A 21288-nucleotide genomic window follows, 5' to 3' on the forward strand; every position below is an offset into this window, starting at 1 on the left:
TACCTAAGAAAAGGTTATATATTTAAGTGTTTTTTAATTTAAAGGTACACATTCAAGTACAAAGTCTCTAATTTTTTTATTAATATCCTTAGTGTTTTTTAATTCTTTTTCTAGTTTTTCTACAGTGTTTTTACAATCTTGTATTATTTTTTTTAGTTCTTCAATGTTTTCTTTTGAATATTTTAATTGTTTTTCTAATTTTTCTTTATCATATTGAGATTGTTTTAGTTCTTTTTCTAATTTTTGGTTTTTATTTATATAATCTTTTAATTCTTTTTCTAATTGTGTTTTACTTTCTGTATTTTCTTGTATTATTTTTTGTAAATATCTAATATTTTTTTCTGCTTCTTTTAATTGTTGTTCTAATTTTTCTTTAATACCTTTAGATTCTCTTAATTCTGCTGCTTGTTTTGCTATAGTATATCTAGATTTTCTTAATTCTTCTTCTAAATTTTCATTATTATTTTTATAATCTTTTAGTTCTTCTTCTAGTTTTTCTTTATCATTTTCTGCTTCTTTTAATTTTGTTTCCAGTTTTATATTATTATCTTGAATTTCTTTTAGTTCTTCTTCTAGTTTTTCTTTATTATCCATGTAATCTTGGATTATTTCTTGTAAATGTTCAATACTTTCTGTTGCTTCTTTTAAGTTTGTTTCTAATTTTGTATTTTTATCTTGAATTTCTTTTAGTTCTTCTTTTAATCTTTCTTTACTATTTCTAGAATTTTTAAGTTCTGTTTCTAGTTTTTCTTTATTGTCTTGAAATTGTTTTAATTGTGCTTCTAATTCTTTTTTATTGTTTTTTGAATCATTTAATTCTGCTTCTAATTTTGTATTATTATCTTGAATTTTTTTTAATTCTTCTTTTAGTTCTTTAACTTTATATTCAAAATTTTTGTTTTCTTTTACTGATTTTGTATAAAGATTGCTTATTTCATCTAATTTATTACATGTTTCTTGTAATTTTTTATTTAATTTCTCAATTTTTTTATCACATTTATTGCTAGTGGTAATACCTCATCAACTATCAACATCAGATTTTTTTACTATATTTTTATCTTTATCATTTATCATTTTTAAAGTACCCCTTTTTTAAATATAAATATCGGACTTCTCCCCACATGTACTTGTGGAGGAAACAATGAAATTGAATGAGTTCAACAATACTTTTCAAACAGAACAAGATTGTTTGAAATATATAGTAAGTTTGAAGGAAAATAAATGTATCAGGTGTTATTGAACAAATTTGAATACTTCTGATTTAAGAAGAATAAGATGTTTGAAATGTCATCAAACATTTAGTATTCTTCATGGCACCATTTTTTACAAGTCACAAATACCTTTGAAATCTTGGTTTTATCTCATCTTTAGATGAATAAACACCAAACATGGAATTCCATCAACTGATGTTGCAAAAGAATTGGGGGTAACTTTGAAAACTGCTTGAAGAATGGGTCATAAAATCAGAACTTGTATTGCCAAACAAGAATCACAATTTATTGTTGAGGGCATAGTGCAAATGGATGAAATGTATCTTTCACATATGGGTTTTAAAAAACAAGGAAGATCCTTGGTGAATAAAACCTTGATTGTTGGTATTTATGAAAAAACAACCAATAAATTAATTGTGAAAGTATTGAAAAATGCAAAAAGTAAAAATCTTTTGCAGTTTGCAAGAAACCACATTTCTTCAAAGTGTCATGTACATACTGATTTTTGAAAAGGATATTGCGATTTTAAATCGGTTTTCACTAAGCATGAAACAGTCAATCATCAAGATAGCTATGTTTCAAAAACTGGTGTAAATACCAACCAAATTGAATCAGTTTGAAAACATATAAGAAGAACATTTAAAACACATATCAAAGTTGCAAAACATCATGTTCATTTATATGCAAAAGAAGCTGCATATAAATTCAATAAGATACCTAGTTTTGAAATTGTAATGCTATGTTTGATTTAAAAATGTGGGGAGAAGTCCGTAGATAGGCTTTTCTCAGCATTTATGTGATAAAATTTAAAAATAGTACATAAAGGGAGAAAAGCCATAAATATTTATTTTTAATAATTGAGATTTATTAAAATATTTTTAATTAAATTTTCATTTATTTTTTTCTTATAAATTAAAAAAATAATAAATATATTTAAATTAATATTATTAATGTTTTAATTTAAATAAAAGTAGTTGACTAATAAGTCAGTAATAAATTTTATTTTTTTAAATTACTTTAAATAAATCTCAAATAAAGTTTATAATTGAAAAAATCAATATACAATATATTTTTTCAAAGATAAAATTAAATAAAAAAAACTATTGATTTGATTTTAAGCAAATTAATAAAAACACCTATAAGTTTTATTTTAATATATAATTTTTCATATATGAAAATAACTTAAATGATATTTAACATTAAAAAAACATTTTTTTAATTTTCATAAAGGAAAAATAGTTTACAAAAAATATTAACTAGATATAATAAATTATTATTTTTTTAACAATAATATCTGTATACTAAAATTATATGAAAAATAAAATAGTATTTTACACAAAAATGTTAACACTATATAATAAGAATTATTATTAATATAAAAAAGGAGTAAGAAATGCGTTTTATAGATGTAACAAAATTAAAAGTTACTGCCGGCAAAGGCGGTGATGGTGTTGTTGCTTTTCGTCGTGAACTTTATGTAGCCAAAGGTGGTCCATCTGGTGGAGATGGAGGAAGAGGCGGTAATATTATCTTTATTGGTGATTCAGGTATGAATACTCTATTAGACTTACGTAAAAATAAAGAGATAACTGCTGAAGATGGTAAAAATGGTGCACCCAAAAATATGCATGGACGTAAAGGAACCAATACTTATGTAAAAGTTCCATTAGGTACTATTATTAGAGATAACAAAACTCAAAATATTCTTGGTGATATTATTAAAGATAAACAAGAAATAATAATTGCTGCCGGTGGTCTTGGTGGACGAGGAAATGCTCGTTTTGCTTCGGCAATAAATCGAGTACCTAAAATATGTGAAAAAGGAATGCCTGGACAACATTTTGAAATAATTTGTGAGTTGAAATTATTGGCCAATGCCGGATTAGTTGGGTTGCCTAACGCCGGTAAATCAACATTATTAGGAGCTATTTCTGCTTCAACTCCAACAGTTGCTGATTATCCTTTTACTACTCTTAATCCACATTTAGGTGTTGTTAGAGTTGATAAAAATAATAATTTTGTTATGGCGGATTTGCCTGGATTAATAGCAGGAGCTAGTTTAGGAAAAGGACTAGGTTTACAGTTTTTGCGTCATATTGAACGTTGTCAAGTTTTAGTACATATGATTGATATTAGTGATAAGACTCAAGATCATTTTTTAAATTATCAATTAATTATGAGTGAATTAGAAAGTTATAATAAAGATTTGACAAAAAAACCGCATTTAATTGTTGCAAATAAAATTGATTTACCAGATGCACAAACTAATTTAGAGAAATTAAAAGAACAAATTAAATTACCAATAATTGCAATTTCTGCTATGAAACATATTAGTTTGGATATATTAATTAAAGATATTGCTAAAGCCGTTGAAAAAGAACAACTGCACCAAGTTAATAATAATGAAAATAATGAAGAACATATTCTTTATGAATATATTAATAAAGAAGAAGTTCCACAAGTTATTATTACTAAATTTGCAAATAATCAATGAACTATTTCTGGTAAAACCGTTGAAGTAATATATCAAAAAAATCCTTTAAATAATTATCATAATATTTTATTATTTAAAATTAAATTACAAGATTTAGGAATTTATGATGAATTAAGAAAGCAAGGAATAAAAAAAGGTGATCATGTTAAGATTTTTAATTATGATATGATTTGAGAAGAAGAATAAAAAAAGGGCAAAGGAAAATAGGAAATGGAAATAGTAATTAGTTTATTGGTAGTTATTTTAATTATTAGTAGTATTGGTGGCTTAATAATTTATATGCAAATTAAAAAAAGTCAGAATGTTACTAGCGACCCAATTGCACAAGACTTTTTAAAAATGCAAGTAGAAACTTTAAAAGAACAATTAAATGATTTTAAAACATCATGAAATGGTTCGGATCGTGATAAAACCGAAAAATTAATTAATTTAATGAGTAATATTGATAATTTTCAAAAAAATTTAGATAAAAAAGAAGATGATTATAAACGCAATGCTGATGTCATTCAAAGACAAGTAGTAGATGTTATTAAAGATTTAGCAAAGTTACAAGAATCATCAACTGTTTTAGGAAAAATTAATGATAATATTCAAAGTTTACAAGAAGTTTTTATTAATACTAAAAAACGTGGTAATGTTGGTGAATTTGTTTTAGAAAAAATTTTGACTAATATGTTGGGTTCAAATCAAAAATTATGAGAACGACAATATAAAACAATTGATGGCAAAGTTGTTGATGCCTATGTAAAAACAGATTCTGAAAAAGAAGGAATTGCTATTGATTCAAAGTTTTCAATTGATAACTATCAAAGGTATTTAGTAAGTGAAGATATTAAAGTTAAAGAAAATTATTTAAAAGATTTTCGTAATGATATTCGTAAACGAATTGATGAAGTTGGAAAATATATTAATATTAAAAATAAGATTTCTAGCGCAGTAATGTTTATTCCTTCTGAAGAAATATTTGCTTTTATTTACGCACAATTTGCTGATGATATTGTTGAATATGCTTTTAAGAAACGTGTTTGAATTACCTCTCCTACTACTTTATCTGCTGTTTTATTTACAGTTGATAAAAATCGTAAAGATATTGATTTTAATAAAAATTTAGAAAAAATGGCAAAAAAATTACGTTTATTCAAAGATGATTTTGATCGTTGGGTTGATAGATGAGAAAAAGTTAAGGCTGGTTTTGATACAACTAATAAAGCCATTGAAACTTTAGATAAAACCCATAATAAAATTGCTGGACATTATAACAATATTTTTGAAATGTCTGAAGAAATAAAAGAGAGTGAATAATTATGAATTTAGAACAATATTTAGATGAAATTATTAAATTTTTACAAAGTGAAGTAAAAAAAGCAAATGCCAAAGGTTTAATTGTTGGTTTAAGTGGTGGTGTTGACTCAGCAGTAGTAGCATTATTGATTAAAAAAGCTTTTCCTAATGATCATTTAGCATTAATTATGCCTTGTTTTTCACCAGATATTGATTTAGAATATGCAAATAATTTAGTTAATATTCATAAATTAAATGCCAAAGTAGTTAATTTAAATAATGTTTTTTTAAGTTTTAAAAAAACATTAGAAACTGAAATTAATATAGAAAAATCAAAATTAATTTTAGGCAATTTAAAAGCTAGATTAAGAATGAATGCTCTTTATGCATATGCACAAAATCATAATTATTTAGTTGTAGGAACAGATAATAGTGATGAATGACACATTGGTTATTTTACTAAATATGGTGATGGTGGTGTTGATTTATTACCAATTATTCATTTGTTAAAAAAAGATGTTTTTGCTGCAGCAAAGATATTAAAAGTTAGTGAAGAGATCATTATTCGTAAGCCAACTGCTGGTTTATGAGATGGACAAACTGATGAAATGGAAATGCAATTTAAGTATGAACAATTAGATCAATATTTACTAGGAAATAAATCATTAATACCATCATCAGTAATTAATAAAATTGAATTTATGCATCAGAATAGTGCACACAAAAGAATACCTGTACCGCAAGCTCCGAAATGAACAAGAAAAAAATAAAGGAATGAGAATATGGCTGGACATTCACAATATGCAAATATTAAACATCGTAAAGATGCCCAAGATAACAAACGTGGTAAAATTTTTCAAAAATTATCAAGAGAAATTTATGTTGCTGTTAAATTAGGTGGTGCAAATGTTGAAAATAATCCGCGATTGAAATTAATGTTAGAAAAAGCACGACGTATAAATATGCCAAAGGATAATATTAATCGTGCTATTAATAAAGCTAGTAATAAAAATGAAACAACTAATTATGAAGCAGTCACTTATGAAGGATATGGACCAAGTAATATTGCCATAATTATTCATTGTTTAACTGATAATAAAAATCGAACTGCAAGTAATATTCGAAGTTATTTTAATAAATTGGGTGGTCATTTAGCTGCTACTAATTCTGTTCAATATTTATTTCAAACAATGGGGGTAATTCAATTTTCAAGTTTATTATCAGTTGAAGAAATTTTGGAGTTAATAATTGATTTTGAAATTTTTAATATTAAAAAAAAAGAAGATATCATTGATATTGAAGTTAATCCTAAACAGTTAAATGCTGTAACTAATTTATTAGAAAAAAATAATATTAATGATTTTATTACTAACGAAATTGTTAATATTCCCCATGAATTGATTACCATTACTGATCAACAACAAATTAAATTAATTGATATATTGTTAGAAACAATTGAAAATGATGATGATGTGCTTTCAATTGAACATAATTTTAAAAAATAAAAAGGTTTATTTTTCTTTTTCATCTAATTAATAGTAAGAATAGAAAAGGAGGAATAAGTGATGGATGAATATTTTTAGGTATTATTAAAGAATTTTATGAAAATAAAATTATTTTTGAATGTAATGATCATGGATATATTATTGAAGGTGTTAATTTACAAACATTACCATTAAATATTAAAGTGAAAATTTATGTTTATTGTCATCAAAAACCAACTTATGAACAATTTTTTGGGTTTGTATCAAAAGCAATAAAAACCTTTTTTATTCACTTACTTAATATTAGTAATATTGGACCAAAAACTGCTTTAAGATTATTAAATCAACTATCACTTGATAGTATTAAGTTGGCTATAAGCAAACAAGATTATAAGATATTGCAACAGTGTAAAGGTATAACTCATAAAATTGCTAATAATATTATTAATTATTTTAGTAATCATATTAAAGTAGTAAGTAATTTAACAACTAGTCAAAATGAAAAATCAGATTTAGTATTTGATACATTATTAAAATTAGGTTTTAGTTCAATAGTAATTAATAATTTTTTATTAAGAAATATTAATTGAGATTTGGAAGTTGAAGAAATTATTGCATTAGCTATTAAGGAAATAAAATATGGGTATTAGTAGTTTTAATAATTTTGTTGGACAAAATAATGTTATTGAACGTATTCTAATTTTAATCAAAGGTAGTAAAATTCAAAATATTGCTTTAAGTCATATTTTATTAATTGGTCCTCCTGGTATTGGAAAAACAACTATTGCACGATTAATAGCAGAAGAATTGCAAGTAAATTTTCATAGTTTAGAAGGAACAAGCATTAATAAAACTAGCGATATTATTAGTATTTTAGCAAATATCAAACAATCTGATATAGTTTTTATTGATGAAATTCATGTTGTTAACTATGAAATATTAGAAGTATTATATTCTGCATTAGAAGGTAATTTTATTAATATTATGATTGGTAAAGATTATAATAATAAAATTGTTAAAATTAATTTACCCTCTTTTACATTTATTGGTGCTACTAATAAAGTAGGAATCTTAACTAAAGCGTTGATAAGTCGTATTCCTAATATTTTACAATTATCTGATTATAATTATCAGGATATTAAAAGTATTATTTCACAAGTTTCTTTAAGTTTAAATTGAAAATTAGAAAATAATATAATAAATATTATGGCTTTTCTCCCTTTATGTACTATTTTTAAATTTTATCACATAAATGCTGAGAAAAGCCTATCTACGGACTTCTCCCCACATTTTTAAATCAAACATAGCATTACAATTTCAAAACTAGGTATCTTATTGAATTTATATGCAGCTTCTTTTGCATATAAATGAACATGATGTTTTGCAACTTTGATATGTGTTTTAAATGTTCTTCTTATATGTTTTCAAACTGATTCAATTTGGTTGGTATTTACACCAGTTTTTGAAACATAGCTATCTTGATGATTGACTGTTTCATGCTTAGTGAAAACCGATTTAAAATCGCAATATCCTTTTCAAAAATCAGTATGTACATGACACTTTGAAGAAATGTGGTTTCTTGCAAACTGCAAAAGATTTTTACTTTTTGCATTTTTCAATACTTTCACAATTAATTTATTGGTTGTTTTTTCATAAATACCAACAATCAAGGTTTTATTCACCAAGGATCTTCCTTGTTTTTTAAAACCCATATGTGAAAGATACATTTCATCCATTTGCACTATGCCCTCAACAATAAATTGTGATTCTTGTTTGGCAATACAAGTTCTGATTTTATGACCCATTCTTCAAGCAGTTTTCAAAGTTACCCCCAATTCTTTTGCAACATCAGTTGATGGAATTCCATGTTTGGTGTTTATTCATCTAAAGATGAGATAAAACCAAGATTTCAAAGGTATTTGTGACTTGTAAAAAATGGTGCCATGAAGAATACTAAATGTTTGATGACATTTCAAACATCTTATTCTTCTTAAATCAGAAGTATTCAAATTTGTTCAATAACACCTGATACATTTATTTTCCTTCAAACTTACTATATATTTCAAACAATCTTGTTCTGTTTGAAAAGTATTGTTGAACTCATTCAATTTCATTGTTTCCTCCACAAGTACATGTGGGGAGAAGTCCGAATATTATTGCTAATCATTGTCGTAATATTCCGCGACTCATTATTAACATCATTAAACAATTGTATAATTATTGTGTTGTTATGAATGTAGATTTAAATGAAACTAATATTTTGCAAATTTTATTTTTTTTGCAAATTTATCCTTTAGGTTTAAATAGTTTACAATTGGCATATTTAGCATTGTTTAATAATGTAAATTTAGATAAAAGTTTGAGTATTGAAACTATTTGTCAACTTTTGAATGAAGAAAGAAAAAATCTTGAAATTCATTATGAACCTTGACTTATTCATTGTGGTTTAATTATTAAGACAACTAAGGGTCGTAAAATAACAATTATTGGTAAAGAGTATATTAATAATAATATAATTTTATTTAGAAAATAATTATTTTTGATATTACTGTAAAACAATTGTTATTTATAACGAATGTTGGTATTCTTATATAGTGCTTAAATAATATACAATCTATGTTTATACAAATAAAATGATTTAGGAGTGAAGAAATATGAACACTTCTTCTAGGACAAGAAAAACTAAAAATCTTGGATTTTTTTTAAGGATTTTTAGTTTAATAATTATTGTTTCTGCAATAATAATTTCAGTAGTGTTTAGTGCTAAATATGTTGAAAATAATAGTAAATTAAGTATTGAGTTTGCTGGTGGTTATCAAACACAAGTTCAATATGAGGGTAAAGGTAAACAAAAAGATGTTATTAATTTATTAAAAGACAGAGTTGACCCTTTAGGTACTAGTAACGTTTATATTGAAAGCATTACTAGCAATAATAATAATAAGTATAATTTAGCGTTGAGTAAAGATGCGGGAGTTGATATTTCTACTTTTGTTCACAGTGTATCACGACGTGGTTATTCTTATATTGTTGATAAAGATGGTAATGATTTATTAGCAACCGAAAAGAAAGATGACAAAGCTACTACTTGAACAAAAAGAGATAAAAGATTATTAACTAGTGATGTTTTTTCTGCTATTAAAGCTGTTAATAATTCTGTTACTCATCGCCCAGAACTTGTTTTTGATGTTAAAAATGATTCAGTTTTAAAAGAACTTACTTCTGCCAAAGAAAATACATTTTATATTTATTCAGATATTGGTCAGTTATTAGATTATATTCGAAGTAGTATGGAGGGTATTCGCTCCCTTGCTTTTATAATTGATAATCTTAAAAATGATACTGATGGTAAGATTAAAGCATCATTAACATCATTATTAGATAATAATACACCAGGTCTTGGTAAAGGTACTGATATTTTAGCTAGAGCTAAAGCACAAGACCCTACTTTAGCACGACTATTAAATCCTAATCAAAATGGTCAATTTGGTATTAATTGAATTTATTCTGATAATTTAGGTTCAGTTCATAGTCTTTCTGTTGATACTAATGATGAAAAAAATACATATGATCCTGCTAATCGCTTTGATCCTTTTGCTTCTCCTATTGTTGGTTCACCTATGAATGCATGATTGCCTTATATTAAAGATTTATTACGTTTACCAGATGTTTCAGATATTTTACATGAAGATGTTATTGATTATCGTTATATTCCATATTGAGTTGGTGAAGTTAAAGTAACTAACAATAGTATTTCAATTAATTCAGATACTTTTAATCTTGAAACAGTTGAACAAATGAAAAGTGTTTTAACATCAGGATTGTCAAAAAATAATTTTACTATGTTATCTTATGCTAATGTTAGTCCACCGCTAGGTGCAACATCTTTAAAAATTGCAGTTGTTATTATTATATTAGTTACCTTTGTTCTTATGACTATTGTTCTGTTTTATTATCGTATGTTAGGAGTTATTGTTCTAATTATAATATCATTATTTTTATTATTTACTATTGTTAGTTTTGTTTTCATTAATGGCATAATTGCTCCTGAAAGCGTAATTGCTTTAATTATTGGTTTTGCACTATTATTAGATACAATTATTAATTTGTTGGAACGTTTTAAAAATGAATATATGCAAGGTAAAACTTTGATTAGTGCTTTTAAATCAGCAAATAAGAAAACATTATCTTCTTCATTAGATTGTAGCGCTATTATTTTAATTGTTAATTTAACTATTTTCTGATTTGGAACTCGTGCTATTAAAGGTTTTATTATTATGACTTCTATTGCTACTTTTGGTGTAATTATTTTTGGAATTATCTTATTAAGATTAGTGTTATGAACATTATTACGAAATAACTGGTTAGAAAATAAACCTCAACTTTTAGGAACTAATAATATTAGTAGAAAAAGCACTATAGTTTTAAATAATTCAATAGATACAAATAATATTAAAAGTAGTGATAAAAAAATAAAAAAACAATTAATTTCAGAAAAATGTCAGCTTCAAATTAGTTATAAAAATAAAGTTAAAGAATTAATTAAAAAATTTAAAGTTGATAAGCAGCAATTAAAAAAAGAACATAGTAAATCAAGATCAGTTTATAAGTCAAAAGTAAAAGATTTAATTTTAAATCTTTCACAAGAAATTAATAAATTGAAACAAGAATTAATTAATGCATTAAAACCGTTAAAAATTCAAATAGTTAAAGCAAAAGACAAAAAAATATTAGTTAATTTTAAAAATGTTTTTTCAAAACTTAAAATAAGTAACTGAAATTATTTTCATAAATTAACAAAATGAATTCTTTCAGGTTCTGCTGTTATTGTTCTTGCTTCAGGTATTACTTATGGTGTAATTGGTTCTAATTTTGGTTCTGGTTTTGATCAACGAACTGATTTTGTTGGAATGGGTACAATTACTCAAGATCCAAGTGATCCTAGTTACAATATTATTAAAGAAGCAGAATTAGCAAAAGATTTTATTAGTAAAGAAATTCAAAATAATAGTCAATTTAGTAAATATTTTAAAAATATTAATTTTTCCTTAATTGCTGGTGGTGAAGGAAAACCATATCAGTTTAAAATTATTGTTCAAACAACAGTAAATTCTCAAAGTATGCAGCAAAGGTTTAAGAATTTTTTAGGGGAGATTACTAGAAATTGAAAACAAGAATCTATTTTACAATGAGGAGAAATTGATCTAGTTGTTGCTAAGTCAGGTGTAGATTTATTAGTTAATATGATTATTTCAATTGCTTTATCTTTTATTGTTATTTTAATTTATATTATTATTAGATTTCAATTAACTTATGTTATTCCTTTAATTTTAGCTATTATTTTTAGTTTACTAATGACACTTGCTATTATTAGTATTTTCCAAATTGTAATTTCTACTTCAATTGTTGGAATATTATTGGGAGTAATGATTTTAACAATAATTAGTATTATGTCAATTTTTGATAATATTCGTGAAATTAAGATTAATAATAATCAAACACAAGTTATTAGCACAGAAGAAATAATTGAAATTTCAAATAAAAGTGTTCAAAAGGCTTTACCAAGAACATTAGTTATTAATGGTGTAGTATTAATAACATCAGTAATTGTTATGTTTATTATTCCTAGTTTCTGAATAGTTAGTTTATCATTATTAATAGGTTGTATAGTAAGTTTAGTATCATCTTACTTTATTGCTCCTTTTATTTGAATTTATTTTGAGAAATGAAGAGTTTATAGATATAAAAAACGTATTAATAAAATTAAAAAACATTTCATTGGTGCAGATGAATATGTTATTAAAGGTATTAATGAATAGGTGGTTGCAATGACAAAAGAATCATTAAAAAAAATTATTATTAATATTCCTGATTTTCCAATTAAAGGTATCCAATTTAAAGATATTAACCCAATATTAAGTAATCCAGAAGCATTTCAAAGTGTTGTTAATATTTTTGTAGATTTTATTAAAAAATGTGGAGCAACAGCAATTTTAGCACCTGAAGCAAGAGGATTTATTTTTGGTGCTGCTATAGCATATAAGTTGGGTATCAAATTAGTTCTTGCACGCAAAAAAGGTAAATTACCAGGTAAAACCTATAAAGTAACTTATGATTTAGAGTACGGTACTGCTATATTAGAAATGCAGCAAAATGTACTTTCAACAAAAGATAAAGTAGTAATAATTGATGATTTGATTGCAACTTCGGGAACAATTAATGCTTGTCTTAATTTAATAAAACAAAGTAATGCTCAATCAGTTGGCATTGCTACTTTAATTTCGCTTTCTGAATTTGCTAATAAACATCATTTTGATAATATTCCGCTGTTAGAAATAATTCAGTTTTAATAAGTAGTAAATAATGAATAATTTAACTTGTAAAGATTTTAACCAATTATTAGCGGAAGCAAAAACATTTATCAAAGATCCTAAGCAAATTACAAAAATTAAAGTAGCTTATGAATATGCATTATTAAAACATAAAGATCAATATCGAAAGAATGGTGATCCTTATGTTTATCATGTTTTATCAACAGCATATAATTTAGTATTATGACATTTAGATGTCTCTTCAATACAAGCAGGATTTTTACATGATATTTTAGAAGATACACCAACAACTTTTGATGAGTTAGTAGCAGAATTTGGTTTGGAAGTTGCTAATTTAGTTTTAGCTGTAACTAAAGTTAGTCATTTTGCAAAAGAAAAAAGAAATGAAATTAAAGCTAATTATTTACGTAAATTATATTTAAGTTTAGCTCATGATATTCGTGTCATTATTATTAAAATGGCAGATCGTTTACATAATATTAGAACTATTAATTTTTTAAATCCCGAAAAACAAATAATTATTGCTAAAGAAACTTTAGAAGTTTATGCTTCTATTGCTCATCGTCTAGGTATGCGTAAATTACAATCAGAACTAGAAGATCGTTCTTTTGCAGTATTACATCCTAAAGAGTATAAAAAAATTGATAACCTTATTAATTTGGATCGTGAAAAACGTGAAAAATTAGTTAATGAAATTATTAAAGAATTAAGTAAAACATTATCACAACATAAAAATTTAATTTTTAAAATTTATGGTCGTAGTAAACACTTATATTCTATTTATCGTAAAATGTATTATTTTGGAAAAGATTTTGATGATATACATGATATTTTAGCAATTAGAGTTGTTACTAATTCTATTGATAGTTGTTATGCCATTTTGGGTTATATTCATCAAAGTTTTACTCCTGTTCCGGGTAGATTTAAAGATTATATTGCAACACCAAAAAATAATATGTATCAATCATTACATACATCTGTTGTTTTTGATAATGAAATTTATGAATTACAAATTAGAACTGAAGAAATGGAAGATTTTGCTGAAGCAGGTGCAGCTTCGCATTGAAGATATAAAGAAGGGGAAAATAAAAATCCTAAGAAACGTCAAGCAGAAATTGATGAAAAATTAAATATTTTTCAAGAAATATTAAATTTAAATGACTTAAATCCAAATGTTGATGAAAACATATTAGCAGATAATATTGCCAAAGATAATAATTTAGAAAAAGAAATTCGACAAGATATTTTTAGTGATTTAATTTATGTATTAACTCCAAATGGTAATGTTATAACATTACCATTTGGTTCAACTGTTTTAGATTTTGCTTTTAAAGTTCATACTGAAATTGGTGAAACAACAGTAGGTGCAAGAATAAATGGTATTTACTCTCCTATTAATACTGTTTTAAAATCAGGTGATATTGTTGAAATTAAAACTGCTAAAACTGCACGCCCTTCTCGTGATTGATTAAATATTGTTAAGACCAATTTTGCTCAACATAAAATAAAAAAATATTTAAATAATCAGCAAGAAAAATTTAATCAAGAAAATAAAATTAAAGATACAGAAAACAAAGAGAAAATAAAAAAAACAAAGGAAAAAATAGAAGAATATATTATTGAAAATCACATTCGTTGAAAAATTGCAAAACGTAATGTTATTATGTCAAGAATTAGATCATTAAAATATAAAACGTATGAAGATTTTTGCTTAGATGTTGCTAATGGAACTTATACAATTGAACAGGCGGTTACTACTATTTTATATAGTGATTCAGTAACATTTCAAGAATTAAAAACTAAACAACAAACAACAATGAATTTAAGTAGTAATAATGAAATTATTATTGAAAATGCCCCCAATACTAAAACATCATTGGCTCATTGTTGTTTACCTATCCCTGATGAACCAATTGCGGGTTATATTACTAAAGGGCAAGGTATTAAAGTTCATCGTTTAATTTGTCCTAATGTTAGTTTGCCAGAGCGTAAAGAACGTATTATTGATACTAAGTGAAATTTATTAGCAACCAGTCATCATCTTTATAATTCAAAAATTCAAATTCAATATTTAGATCGACCAGCATTGATGACTGATGTTTTAAATATTTTGGGCTATTTAAAGGCACAAATTCAAAGTATTGATGCTAATAATAAGCTTAAGGAAAATCATGGAAGTTTAAAAATTTTAATTAAAGTTTCTAATATTGAACGTTTACATCAAATTATTTCATCAATTAAAAAAATTCCTGATATTATTGCAATAAACAGAATAATTATGTAATATTTTAGTATAATATTTTCAGCATTTAAAAGTAAATTTAGGGTAAACATTAAGAGACAGTGTGGTTGGTGCAAACATTGGTTAACTAATTTTATGACATTAAATAGCTTGTATTATTAATTAATTAAATATGATAAATTATAATTAAGTGCATTTACTTTGTAAATGAATTAGGATGGTACCGCGTTAAGAAACGTTCCTAAAATAAAGGAACGTTTTTTTAGAAGATTTATTTTTTATTAAAAGGAGTAAAAAAAGTATGCAATTTCAAAAAGCAAGAGGAACACGTGATATGTATAATGAAGAGGTTATTATATATCGTAATATTATTAAATCTTTAACACAGTGTGCAATTAAATATAATTATCAAGAATTTATTACTCCTATTTTTGAAAATGCTCAATTATTTTTACGAGCCGTGGGAGATACAACTGATATTATTCAGAAAGAAATTTATCAATTTAATGATAAAAATGATAGATTATTAGCTCTTCGTCCTGAAGGAACAGCGGGTATTGTTCGTGCTATAATTGAAAATAAATTATATAAATCTAAGCAAACGTTAAAGTATTTTTATTATGGTTCAATGTTTCGATATGAAAGACCTCAAAAAGGGCGTCAACGTCAATTTAATCAATTTGGTATCGAAACTGTTGGTGTTAAACATCCTTTAGTTGATGTTGAAGTAATGATGATGGCCCTAGAAATGATAAAAAGTTTTTCAATACCAAATTTAACTTTAAATATTAATTATTTTGGATCTAATGAAACAAAAAATAAATACCAAATAGCACTTAAAGAACAATTATTAAATCAAAGTAAGCAATTGTGTGAAAATTGTCAAATTAGAGTTAAAGTATCGCCGTTAAGAGTTCTTGATTGTAAAATTTGTACTAAATTAAATTTAGAAATACCATATTTAAATGATTTTTTAACTAATGAAGAAAAAACATATTTTACAACCATTATTAATAGTTTAAAAAATAATAAAGTTAATTTTATTATTGATGAGCATTTAGTTCGTGGTTTAGATTATTATAATGGTATTATTTTTGAAATAACTACTATTGATTCACGAATTGGTGAAAGTCAAAATACTTTACTTGGTGGTGGTAGATATGATAATTTATTTAATGAATTGGGTTCACCATTAAAAATACCTGCTATTGGTTTTGCAATTGGTATTGAAAGATTAATGTTATTATTGGTAGAAAATAAAAATATTAATAAACCACCAATTATTGATTTACAAATTATTGCTTTAAGCGAATTAGGATTAATAATAGCTTCCGATTTATTATTACAATTACGTAAAGAAAATTATCATATTGATATGGAATATAATTTATATCAAGATAAAAATAAGTCACAGATTATTGATCGTAGTTTAGCCAAAAATATACTATTTTTAAAAGAAAAAAATCAGGTTAGTTTTTATTCTTTTGTTAAAAAAGAAATGATAAAATTAATTTTTGATACTGAACAGCAATTGCTTAGTAAGGTTAAAAATCTATTATTAGAGGAGAATGAAGAATATGGAAAAACTCTTTAGAACTCATACATGTGGTAATTTAACGCAGGGTGATATTACAAAAGAAATTATTATTAGTGGTTGAGTTAAAGATATTCGTATTAATAAATTTGGTATTTTTATTGATTTACGTGATATGTATGGAACAACACAAGTCATTGTTAAACCAGATAACGGATATTATCAAGAAATAAAAAATGTTAAAGTTGAATCTGTTTTAAAAGTAATTGGAACAGTTGTCTTACGAAAAAATAAAGATGCAAAAACTGCTAATGATATGATTGAAGTAGTAGCAAAAGATATTGAAATATTAAGCAATTCTATTAATTTACCATTTGTTATTAAAAATGATAATACGCTTGCTAGTGAAGAATTACGTTTACAATATCGCTATTTAGATTTAAGAAGACCAGCAATGAATTATAATATTAAATTTAAACACCAAGTTCTTAGTTGCTTACGAACATTTTTGAATCAAAATAATTTTTTAGAAATTGATACTCCTTGCTTAACAAAATCAACACCAGAAGGTGCTCGTGATTTTTTAGTTCCTGCTCGTATTCAAAAAAAACATTTTTATGCTTTACCACAATCACCACAAATTTATAAGCAATTATTAATGATATCAGGTATTGACAAATATTATCAAATTGCTAAATGTTTTCGTGATGAAGATTTTCGTGCTGATAGACAACCCGAATTTCAACAATTAGACTTAGAAATGGCATTTACTACTAGTAAAGAAATTAAATTAATAGTAGAAAATATGATAATAAGTCTTTTTAATACTTTAAAAATTGGTAATATTCCCTCAACATTTTCATCGATTACCTATGATCAAGCAATGGATTTATATGGTAGTGATAAACCTGATTTGCGTTGTACATGTAAGTTAATAAATATTAATATTAACAATAATAGTGATGGATTTATTTATAAGGGTTTTATAGTTAATGATAAAATGAATGAAACAACTATAAAAAAAATAACAGAAATTGGCAATCAGCATGGAGGAAAAACATTAATAATTTATGACTTAATTAAGAAAAAAATTATTCATAATAATTCTAAAGTAAAGTTTGATGATTTAGTTTTAGCAGAAGAAATATCAAAAATAAAATATAATAATAATTTTTTAATTTTCGTATATGAACAACAAGATGTTGCTAATAAAGTTATGGGTGCTATTAGAAGTTTTTATATTAATGATTTGTCAAAACGAATTAATCATAAAGATTTTATGAATAATATTGAAAACTTTGAATTTATTTGAATTATTGATTGACCAATGTTTGAACAGGAAGAAAATAAATGACAAGCTTGTCATCATCCTTTTACAAGTCCAAAAAATCCTGAAAAATTATTAGATATAAAAAATAAAGATTTAGGAACTTTAACTGCAGATGCTTATGATTTGGTTTTAAATGGTTTTGAAATTGCTGGTGGGAGCATTAGAATTCATGATTATAAATTACAAAAAAAGATTTTTGAATTATTAGATTTAAGTAAAACAGAAATTGAAAATAAATTTGGTTTTTTCTTATCAGCTTTTAATTACGGAGTTCCTCCACATGGTGGTATTGCTTTTGGCATTGATCGTTTATTAATGATTTTAATTAAGAATGAATCAATTCGTGATACTATTGCTTTTCCTAAAAATAATCGTGGTATTTGTTTATTAACAAATAGTCCTAGTGAAATTTCATCTGATCAGTTATCAATATTAAATTTGGAATTTAAGAAGTAAAATTTTAATTTTAAAGTGATTAGAAGTTTAATAAAATTAGAAAATATAAATATTAAAAATCTCTAATGAAAAATAATTAAATTGTTTTTCATTAGAGATTAATTATGTAACGGACTTCTCCCCACATGTACTTGTGGAGGAAACAATGAAATTGAATGAGTTCAACAATACTTTTCAAACAGAACAAGATTGTTTGAAATATATAGTAAGTTTGAAGGAAAATAAATGTATCAGGTGTTATTGAACAAATTTGAATACTTCTGATTTAAGAAGAATAGATGTTTGAAATGTCATCAAACATTTAGTATTCTTCATGGCACCATTTTTATGTAAGTCACAAATACCTTTTGAAATCTTGGTTTTATCTCATCTTAGATGAATAAAACACCAAACATGGAATTCCATCAACTGATGCGCAAAGAATTGGGGGTAACTTTGAAAACTGCTTGAAGAATGGCCATAAAATCAGAATTTGTATTTGCCAAACAAGAATCAAGTAATTTATTGTTGAGGGTATAGGCAATGGATGAAATGTATTCTTCTACATATGGTTTTAAAAACAAGGGAAGATCCTTGGTGAATAAAACCTTGATTGTTGGTATTTATGAAAAACAACCAATAAATTAATTGTGAAAGTATTGAAAATGCAAAAGTAAAATCTTTGCAGTTTGCAAGAAACCATTTCTTCAAAGTGTCATGTACATACTGATTTTTGAAAAGGATATTGCGGATTTAAATCGGTTTTCACTAAGCATGAAACAGTCAATCATCAAGATAGCCATGTTTCAAAAACTGGTGTAAATACCAACCAAATTGAATCAGTTTGAAAACATATAAGAAGAACATTTAAAACACATATCAAAGTTGCAAAACATCATGTTCATTTATATGCAAAAGAAGCTGCATATAAATTCAATAAGATACCTAGTTTTGAAATTGTAATGCTATGTTTGATTTAAAAATGTGGGGAGAAGTCCGTAGATAGGCTTTTCTCAGCATTTATGTGATAAAATTTAAAAATAGTACATAAAGGGAGAAAAGCCTTATGTAATTTAATTGAAATCAATTTTTCAATAATGTTAAATTAATAATTATTAATTTCAATTATATTTTTTTTGGAGGCTTTTTAATAATCTGTGTTTCTTTCTTTTACAAAGTTACTAGTTCAGATTAATTCTTTCTTCAAATTTTATCATAAAATGAGCAATTGCTGTATTTCAATTTTGAATGGGCATTGTTCATTTTTTTATTATATTTTCAATTGCTAAGTAAAATATTTTGAAAACTGCCATATCATTAGGAAAAACTTTTTTATTTCTGATGACTTTTCGTAATTGACTATTAACAGATTCAATAGCATTTGTTGTATAAATCACTCTTTTGATTTCTGCTGGATAACTAATAAAACCATTAAATTATCTCACTTTTATATCAAGATTTAGCAATTTGAGGATATTGTTTATTTATTTATTTTCAAATGATTCTAAAGCTTGCATTGCTTGTTCTTCACTACACGCAGTATAAATTGGTTTTAAATCTGCAACTAGGATTTTCTATGCTTATATGAGACATATTTTAAACTATTTCTGATTTGATGAACAATGCATAATTGATGTTCTGTTTTAGGATAAATCCGATTGTATTGTTTGACATTCCTAAATTAATACTACAAGCAATAAGAATATCATTTAAGCCTCGATTTTTCATTTCTGTAAAATTAGCTTAGTCAAAATTTAGCGCCTTCATTTTCACTAATTCATAAACCTAAAACATCTTTGCCTTCAACCAACTCAGCTTATAAACTGATTTATTAATAATCCGTTTATCTTGTCGTACTTTTAACTACTATACAATCAAAAATAAACAATCGATAAACATCATCTAATGGTCGATTTTGCCATGCTTTTTACATCATCAATAACATCATCAGTAATTTGATTCAATAATACTTACTAATATCTGCACCATGATATAACTCTTGTAATTGTGAATTTTAATATCTGAAAGTCATTCCTTTTGCATATAATGCAAAGAATTTGTTGATCAAAAACCATCAAATCTTCTTTGTCTTTGCAACTATTACAGGAGTAAAATCACTATTGCGATCCCTTGGTACATCAATTTCAATTTTACCTTGTTGAGTTATTAATTTTGAAGTTGTACCCATTACGAATATTATCACTATTACTACGTTGATTCTTTTCATGTCCTACTAATTTTGTATTTCAGAATTCAACATCTTTTCTACACCTTAATTCCTTTATATAATTCTCCTCTTTAAAACTACAGCACTCAGTATTTTCTAATAATAAATCTACTGCTTTTGATATTGGATCATTATTATTAAAGTTATCTTTTTTAGCCATCTGTAACTCACTCTTTCTAGTCATTTAATTATATTTACTAGAACTAATTAAACATAGTTATTTTTGTAAGTCACACAGATTACTAAACATTACCTTAAACGTGATTTTTCAACTACTAATTTAAATCAAAAATTAGGTACTGATATAACTTATTTATTAACTAATGGTAAAACATATTATTTATCAATTGTTAAAGATTTTCATAATAATGAAATATTAGAGGCTTTTCTCCCTTTATGTACTATTTTTAAATTTTATCACATAAATGCTGAGAAAAGCCTATCTACGGACTTCTCCCCACATTTTTAAATCAAACATAGCATTACAATTTCAAAACTAGGTATCTTATTGAATTTATATGCAGCTTCTTTTGCATATAAATGAACATGATGTTTTGCAACTTGATATGTGTTTTAAATGTTCTTCTTATATGTTTTCAAACTGATTCAATTTGGTTGGTATTTACACCAGTTTTTGAAACATAGCTATCTTGATGATTGACTGTTTTATATTTAAAAAAAGAACTGATTTAAAATCGTACATCCTTTCAAAATCAGT

The 21288-nt window shown here is 24.9% G+C and carries 17 protein-coding genes and 1 pseudogene; 15 read left to right on the plus strand and 3 right to left on the minus strand.

Annotation, left to right across the window (positions count from 1 at the left end):
- Positions 1-33: 33 nt before the first annotated feature.
- Entirely contained in the window at positions 34-1074 is a 1041-nt protein-coding gene (locus tag M0D11_RS00740; RefSeq protein ID WP_252319139.1) for a coiled-coil domain-containing protein, read from the minus strand.
- 268 nt (positions 1075-1342) lie between these two features.
- Between M0D11_RS00740 and M0D11_RS00745 the strand changes: the two genes are divergently transcribed.
- From M0D11_RS00745 to M0D11_RS00775, 7 genes are all read left to right on the plus strand, one after another.
- The gene (locus M0D11_RS00745; protein WP_252318950.1) at positions 1343-1963 is read left to right on the plus strand and encodes an IS1595 family transposase; all 621 of its coding nucleotides are present in this window, start codon (positions 1343-1345) and stop codon (positions 1961-1963) included.
- A 641-nt stretch (positions 1964-2604) separates the two neighbouring features.
- Positions 2605-3891: a GTPase ObgE gene (gene obgE, locus M0D11_RS00750; RefSeq protein WP_252319140.1), complete on the plus strand. Its 1287-nt coding sequence runs from the start codon at positions 2605-2607 to the stop codon at positions 3889-3891.
- A gap of 24 nt (positions 3892-3915) precedes the next feature.
- Complete coding sequence (locus M0D11_RS00755) at positions 3916-5007, plus strand: DNA recombination protein RmuC (RefSeq protein ID WP_252319141.1); 1092 nt, start codon at positions 3916-3918, stop codon at positions 5005-5007.
- A gap of 2 nt (positions 5008-5009) precedes the next feature.
- A complete protein-coding gene (nadE, locus tag M0D11_RS00760) occupies positions 5010-5756 on the plus strand; it encodes an NAD(+) synthase (RefSeq protein ID WP_252319142.1) in 747 nt (248 codons plus the stop codon).
- A 12-nt stretch (positions 5757-5768) separates the two neighbouring features.
- Positions 5769-6491 (plus strand): YebC/PmpR family DNA-binding transcriptional regulator, encoded by a 723-nt coding sequence (locus M0D11_RS00765; RefSeq protein ID WP_252319143.1) that lies wholly within the window; start codon positions 5769-5771, stop codon positions 6489-6491.
- Between the two features lie 83 nt (positions 6492-6574).
- Entirely contained in the window at positions 6575-7120 is a 546-nt protein-coding gene (gene ruvA, locus M0D11_RS00770; RefSeq protein WP_308699593.1) for a Holliday junction branch migration protein RuvA, read from the plus strand.
- Positions 7110-7766: an AAA family ATPase gene (locus M0D11_RS00775; protein WP_252319148.1), complete on the plus strand. Its 657-nt coding sequence runs from the start codon at positions 7110-7112 to the stop codon at positions 7764-7766. Before ruvA ends, M0D11_RS00775 begins: the two co-directional genes overlap by 11 nt.
- On the opposite strand, the gene M0D11_RS00780 is transcribed toward M0D11_RS00775, so the two are convergent.
- Positions 7763-8383 carry an IS1595 family transposase gene (locus tag M0D11_RS00780; protein WP_252318950.1) on the minus strand — a complete coding sequence of 207 codons (621 nt, stop codon included), beginning with the start codon at positions 8381-8383 and terminating at the stop codon, positions 7763-7765. The genes M0D11_RS00775 and M0D11_RS00780 overlap by 4 nt on opposite strands.
- Positions 8384-8604: 221 nt before the next feature.
- On the opposite strand from M0D11_RS00780, the gene M0D11_RS00785 reads away from it, so the two are divergent.
- From M0D11_RS00785 to M0D11_RS00820, 8 genes are all read left to right on the plus strand, one after another.
- Entirely contained in the window at positions 8605-9003 is a 399-nt protein-coding gene (locus M0D11_RS00785) for a Holliday junction DNA helicase RuvB C-terminal domain-containing protein (protein WP_252319149.1), read from the plus strand.
- Positions 9004-9124: 121 nt separating this feature from the next.
- Complete coding sequence (gene secDF / locus M0D11_RS07100) at positions 9125-12289, plus strand: protein translocase subunit SecDF (RefSeq protein ID WP_252319151.1); 3165 nt, start codon at positions 9125-9127, stop codon at positions 12287-12289.
- Positions 12290-12298: 9 nt separating this feature from the next.
- A complete protein-coding gene (locus M0D11_RS00795; protein WP_252319153.1) occupies positions 12299-12820 on the plus strand; it encodes an adenine phosphoribosyltransferase in 522 nt (173 codons plus the stop codon).
- Positions 12821-12833: 13 nt separating this feature from the next.
- Positions 12834-15086, plus strand: coding sequence for a RelA/SpoT family protein (locus M0D11_RS00800; protein ID WP_252319154.1), 2253 nt, complete (start codon positions 12834-12836; stop codon positions 15084-15086).
- Positions 15087-15345: 259 nt separating this feature from the next.
- Positions 15346-16638, plus strand: coding sequence for a histidine--tRNA ligase (hisS, locus tag M0D11_RS00805; RefSeq protein ID WP_252319155.1), 1293 nt, complete (start codon positions 15346-15348; stop codon positions 16636-16638).
- Positions 16622-18364 carry an aspartate--tRNA ligase gene (gene aspS / locus M0D11_RS00810; RefSeq protein ID WP_252319156.1) on the plus strand — a complete coding sequence of 581 codons (1743 nt, stop codon included), beginning with the start codon at positions 16622-16624 and terminating at the stop codon, positions 18362-18364. Before hisS ends, aspS begins: the two co-directional genes overlap by 17 nt.
- A 375-nt stretch (positions 18365-18739) precedes the next feature.
- Entirely contained in the window at positions 18740-18883 is a 144-nt protein-coding gene (locus M0D11_RS00815) for a hypothetical protein (RefSeq protein ID WP_252319157.1), read from the plus strand.
- 149 nt (positions 18884-19032) lie between these two features.
- Positions 19033-19323, plus strand: coding sequence for a transposase (locus tag M0D11_RS00820; protein ID WP_252319158.1), 291 nt, complete (start codon positions 19033-19035; stop codon positions 19321-19323).
- Positions 19324-19524: 201 nt separating this feature from the next.
- Here M0D11_RS00820 and M0D11_RS07520 read toward each other — a convergent pair.
- A pseudogene (locus tag M0D11_RS07520) lies at positions 19525-20730 on the minus strand (IS256 family transposase).
- Positions 20731-21288: the final 558 nt, after the last annotated feature.

Source organism: Spiroplasma endosymbiont of Lariophagus distinguendus (assembly GCF_023846195.1).
Classification (GTDB): Bacteria; Bacillota_I; Bacilli_A; order Mycoplasmatales; family VBWQ01; genus Spiroplasma_E.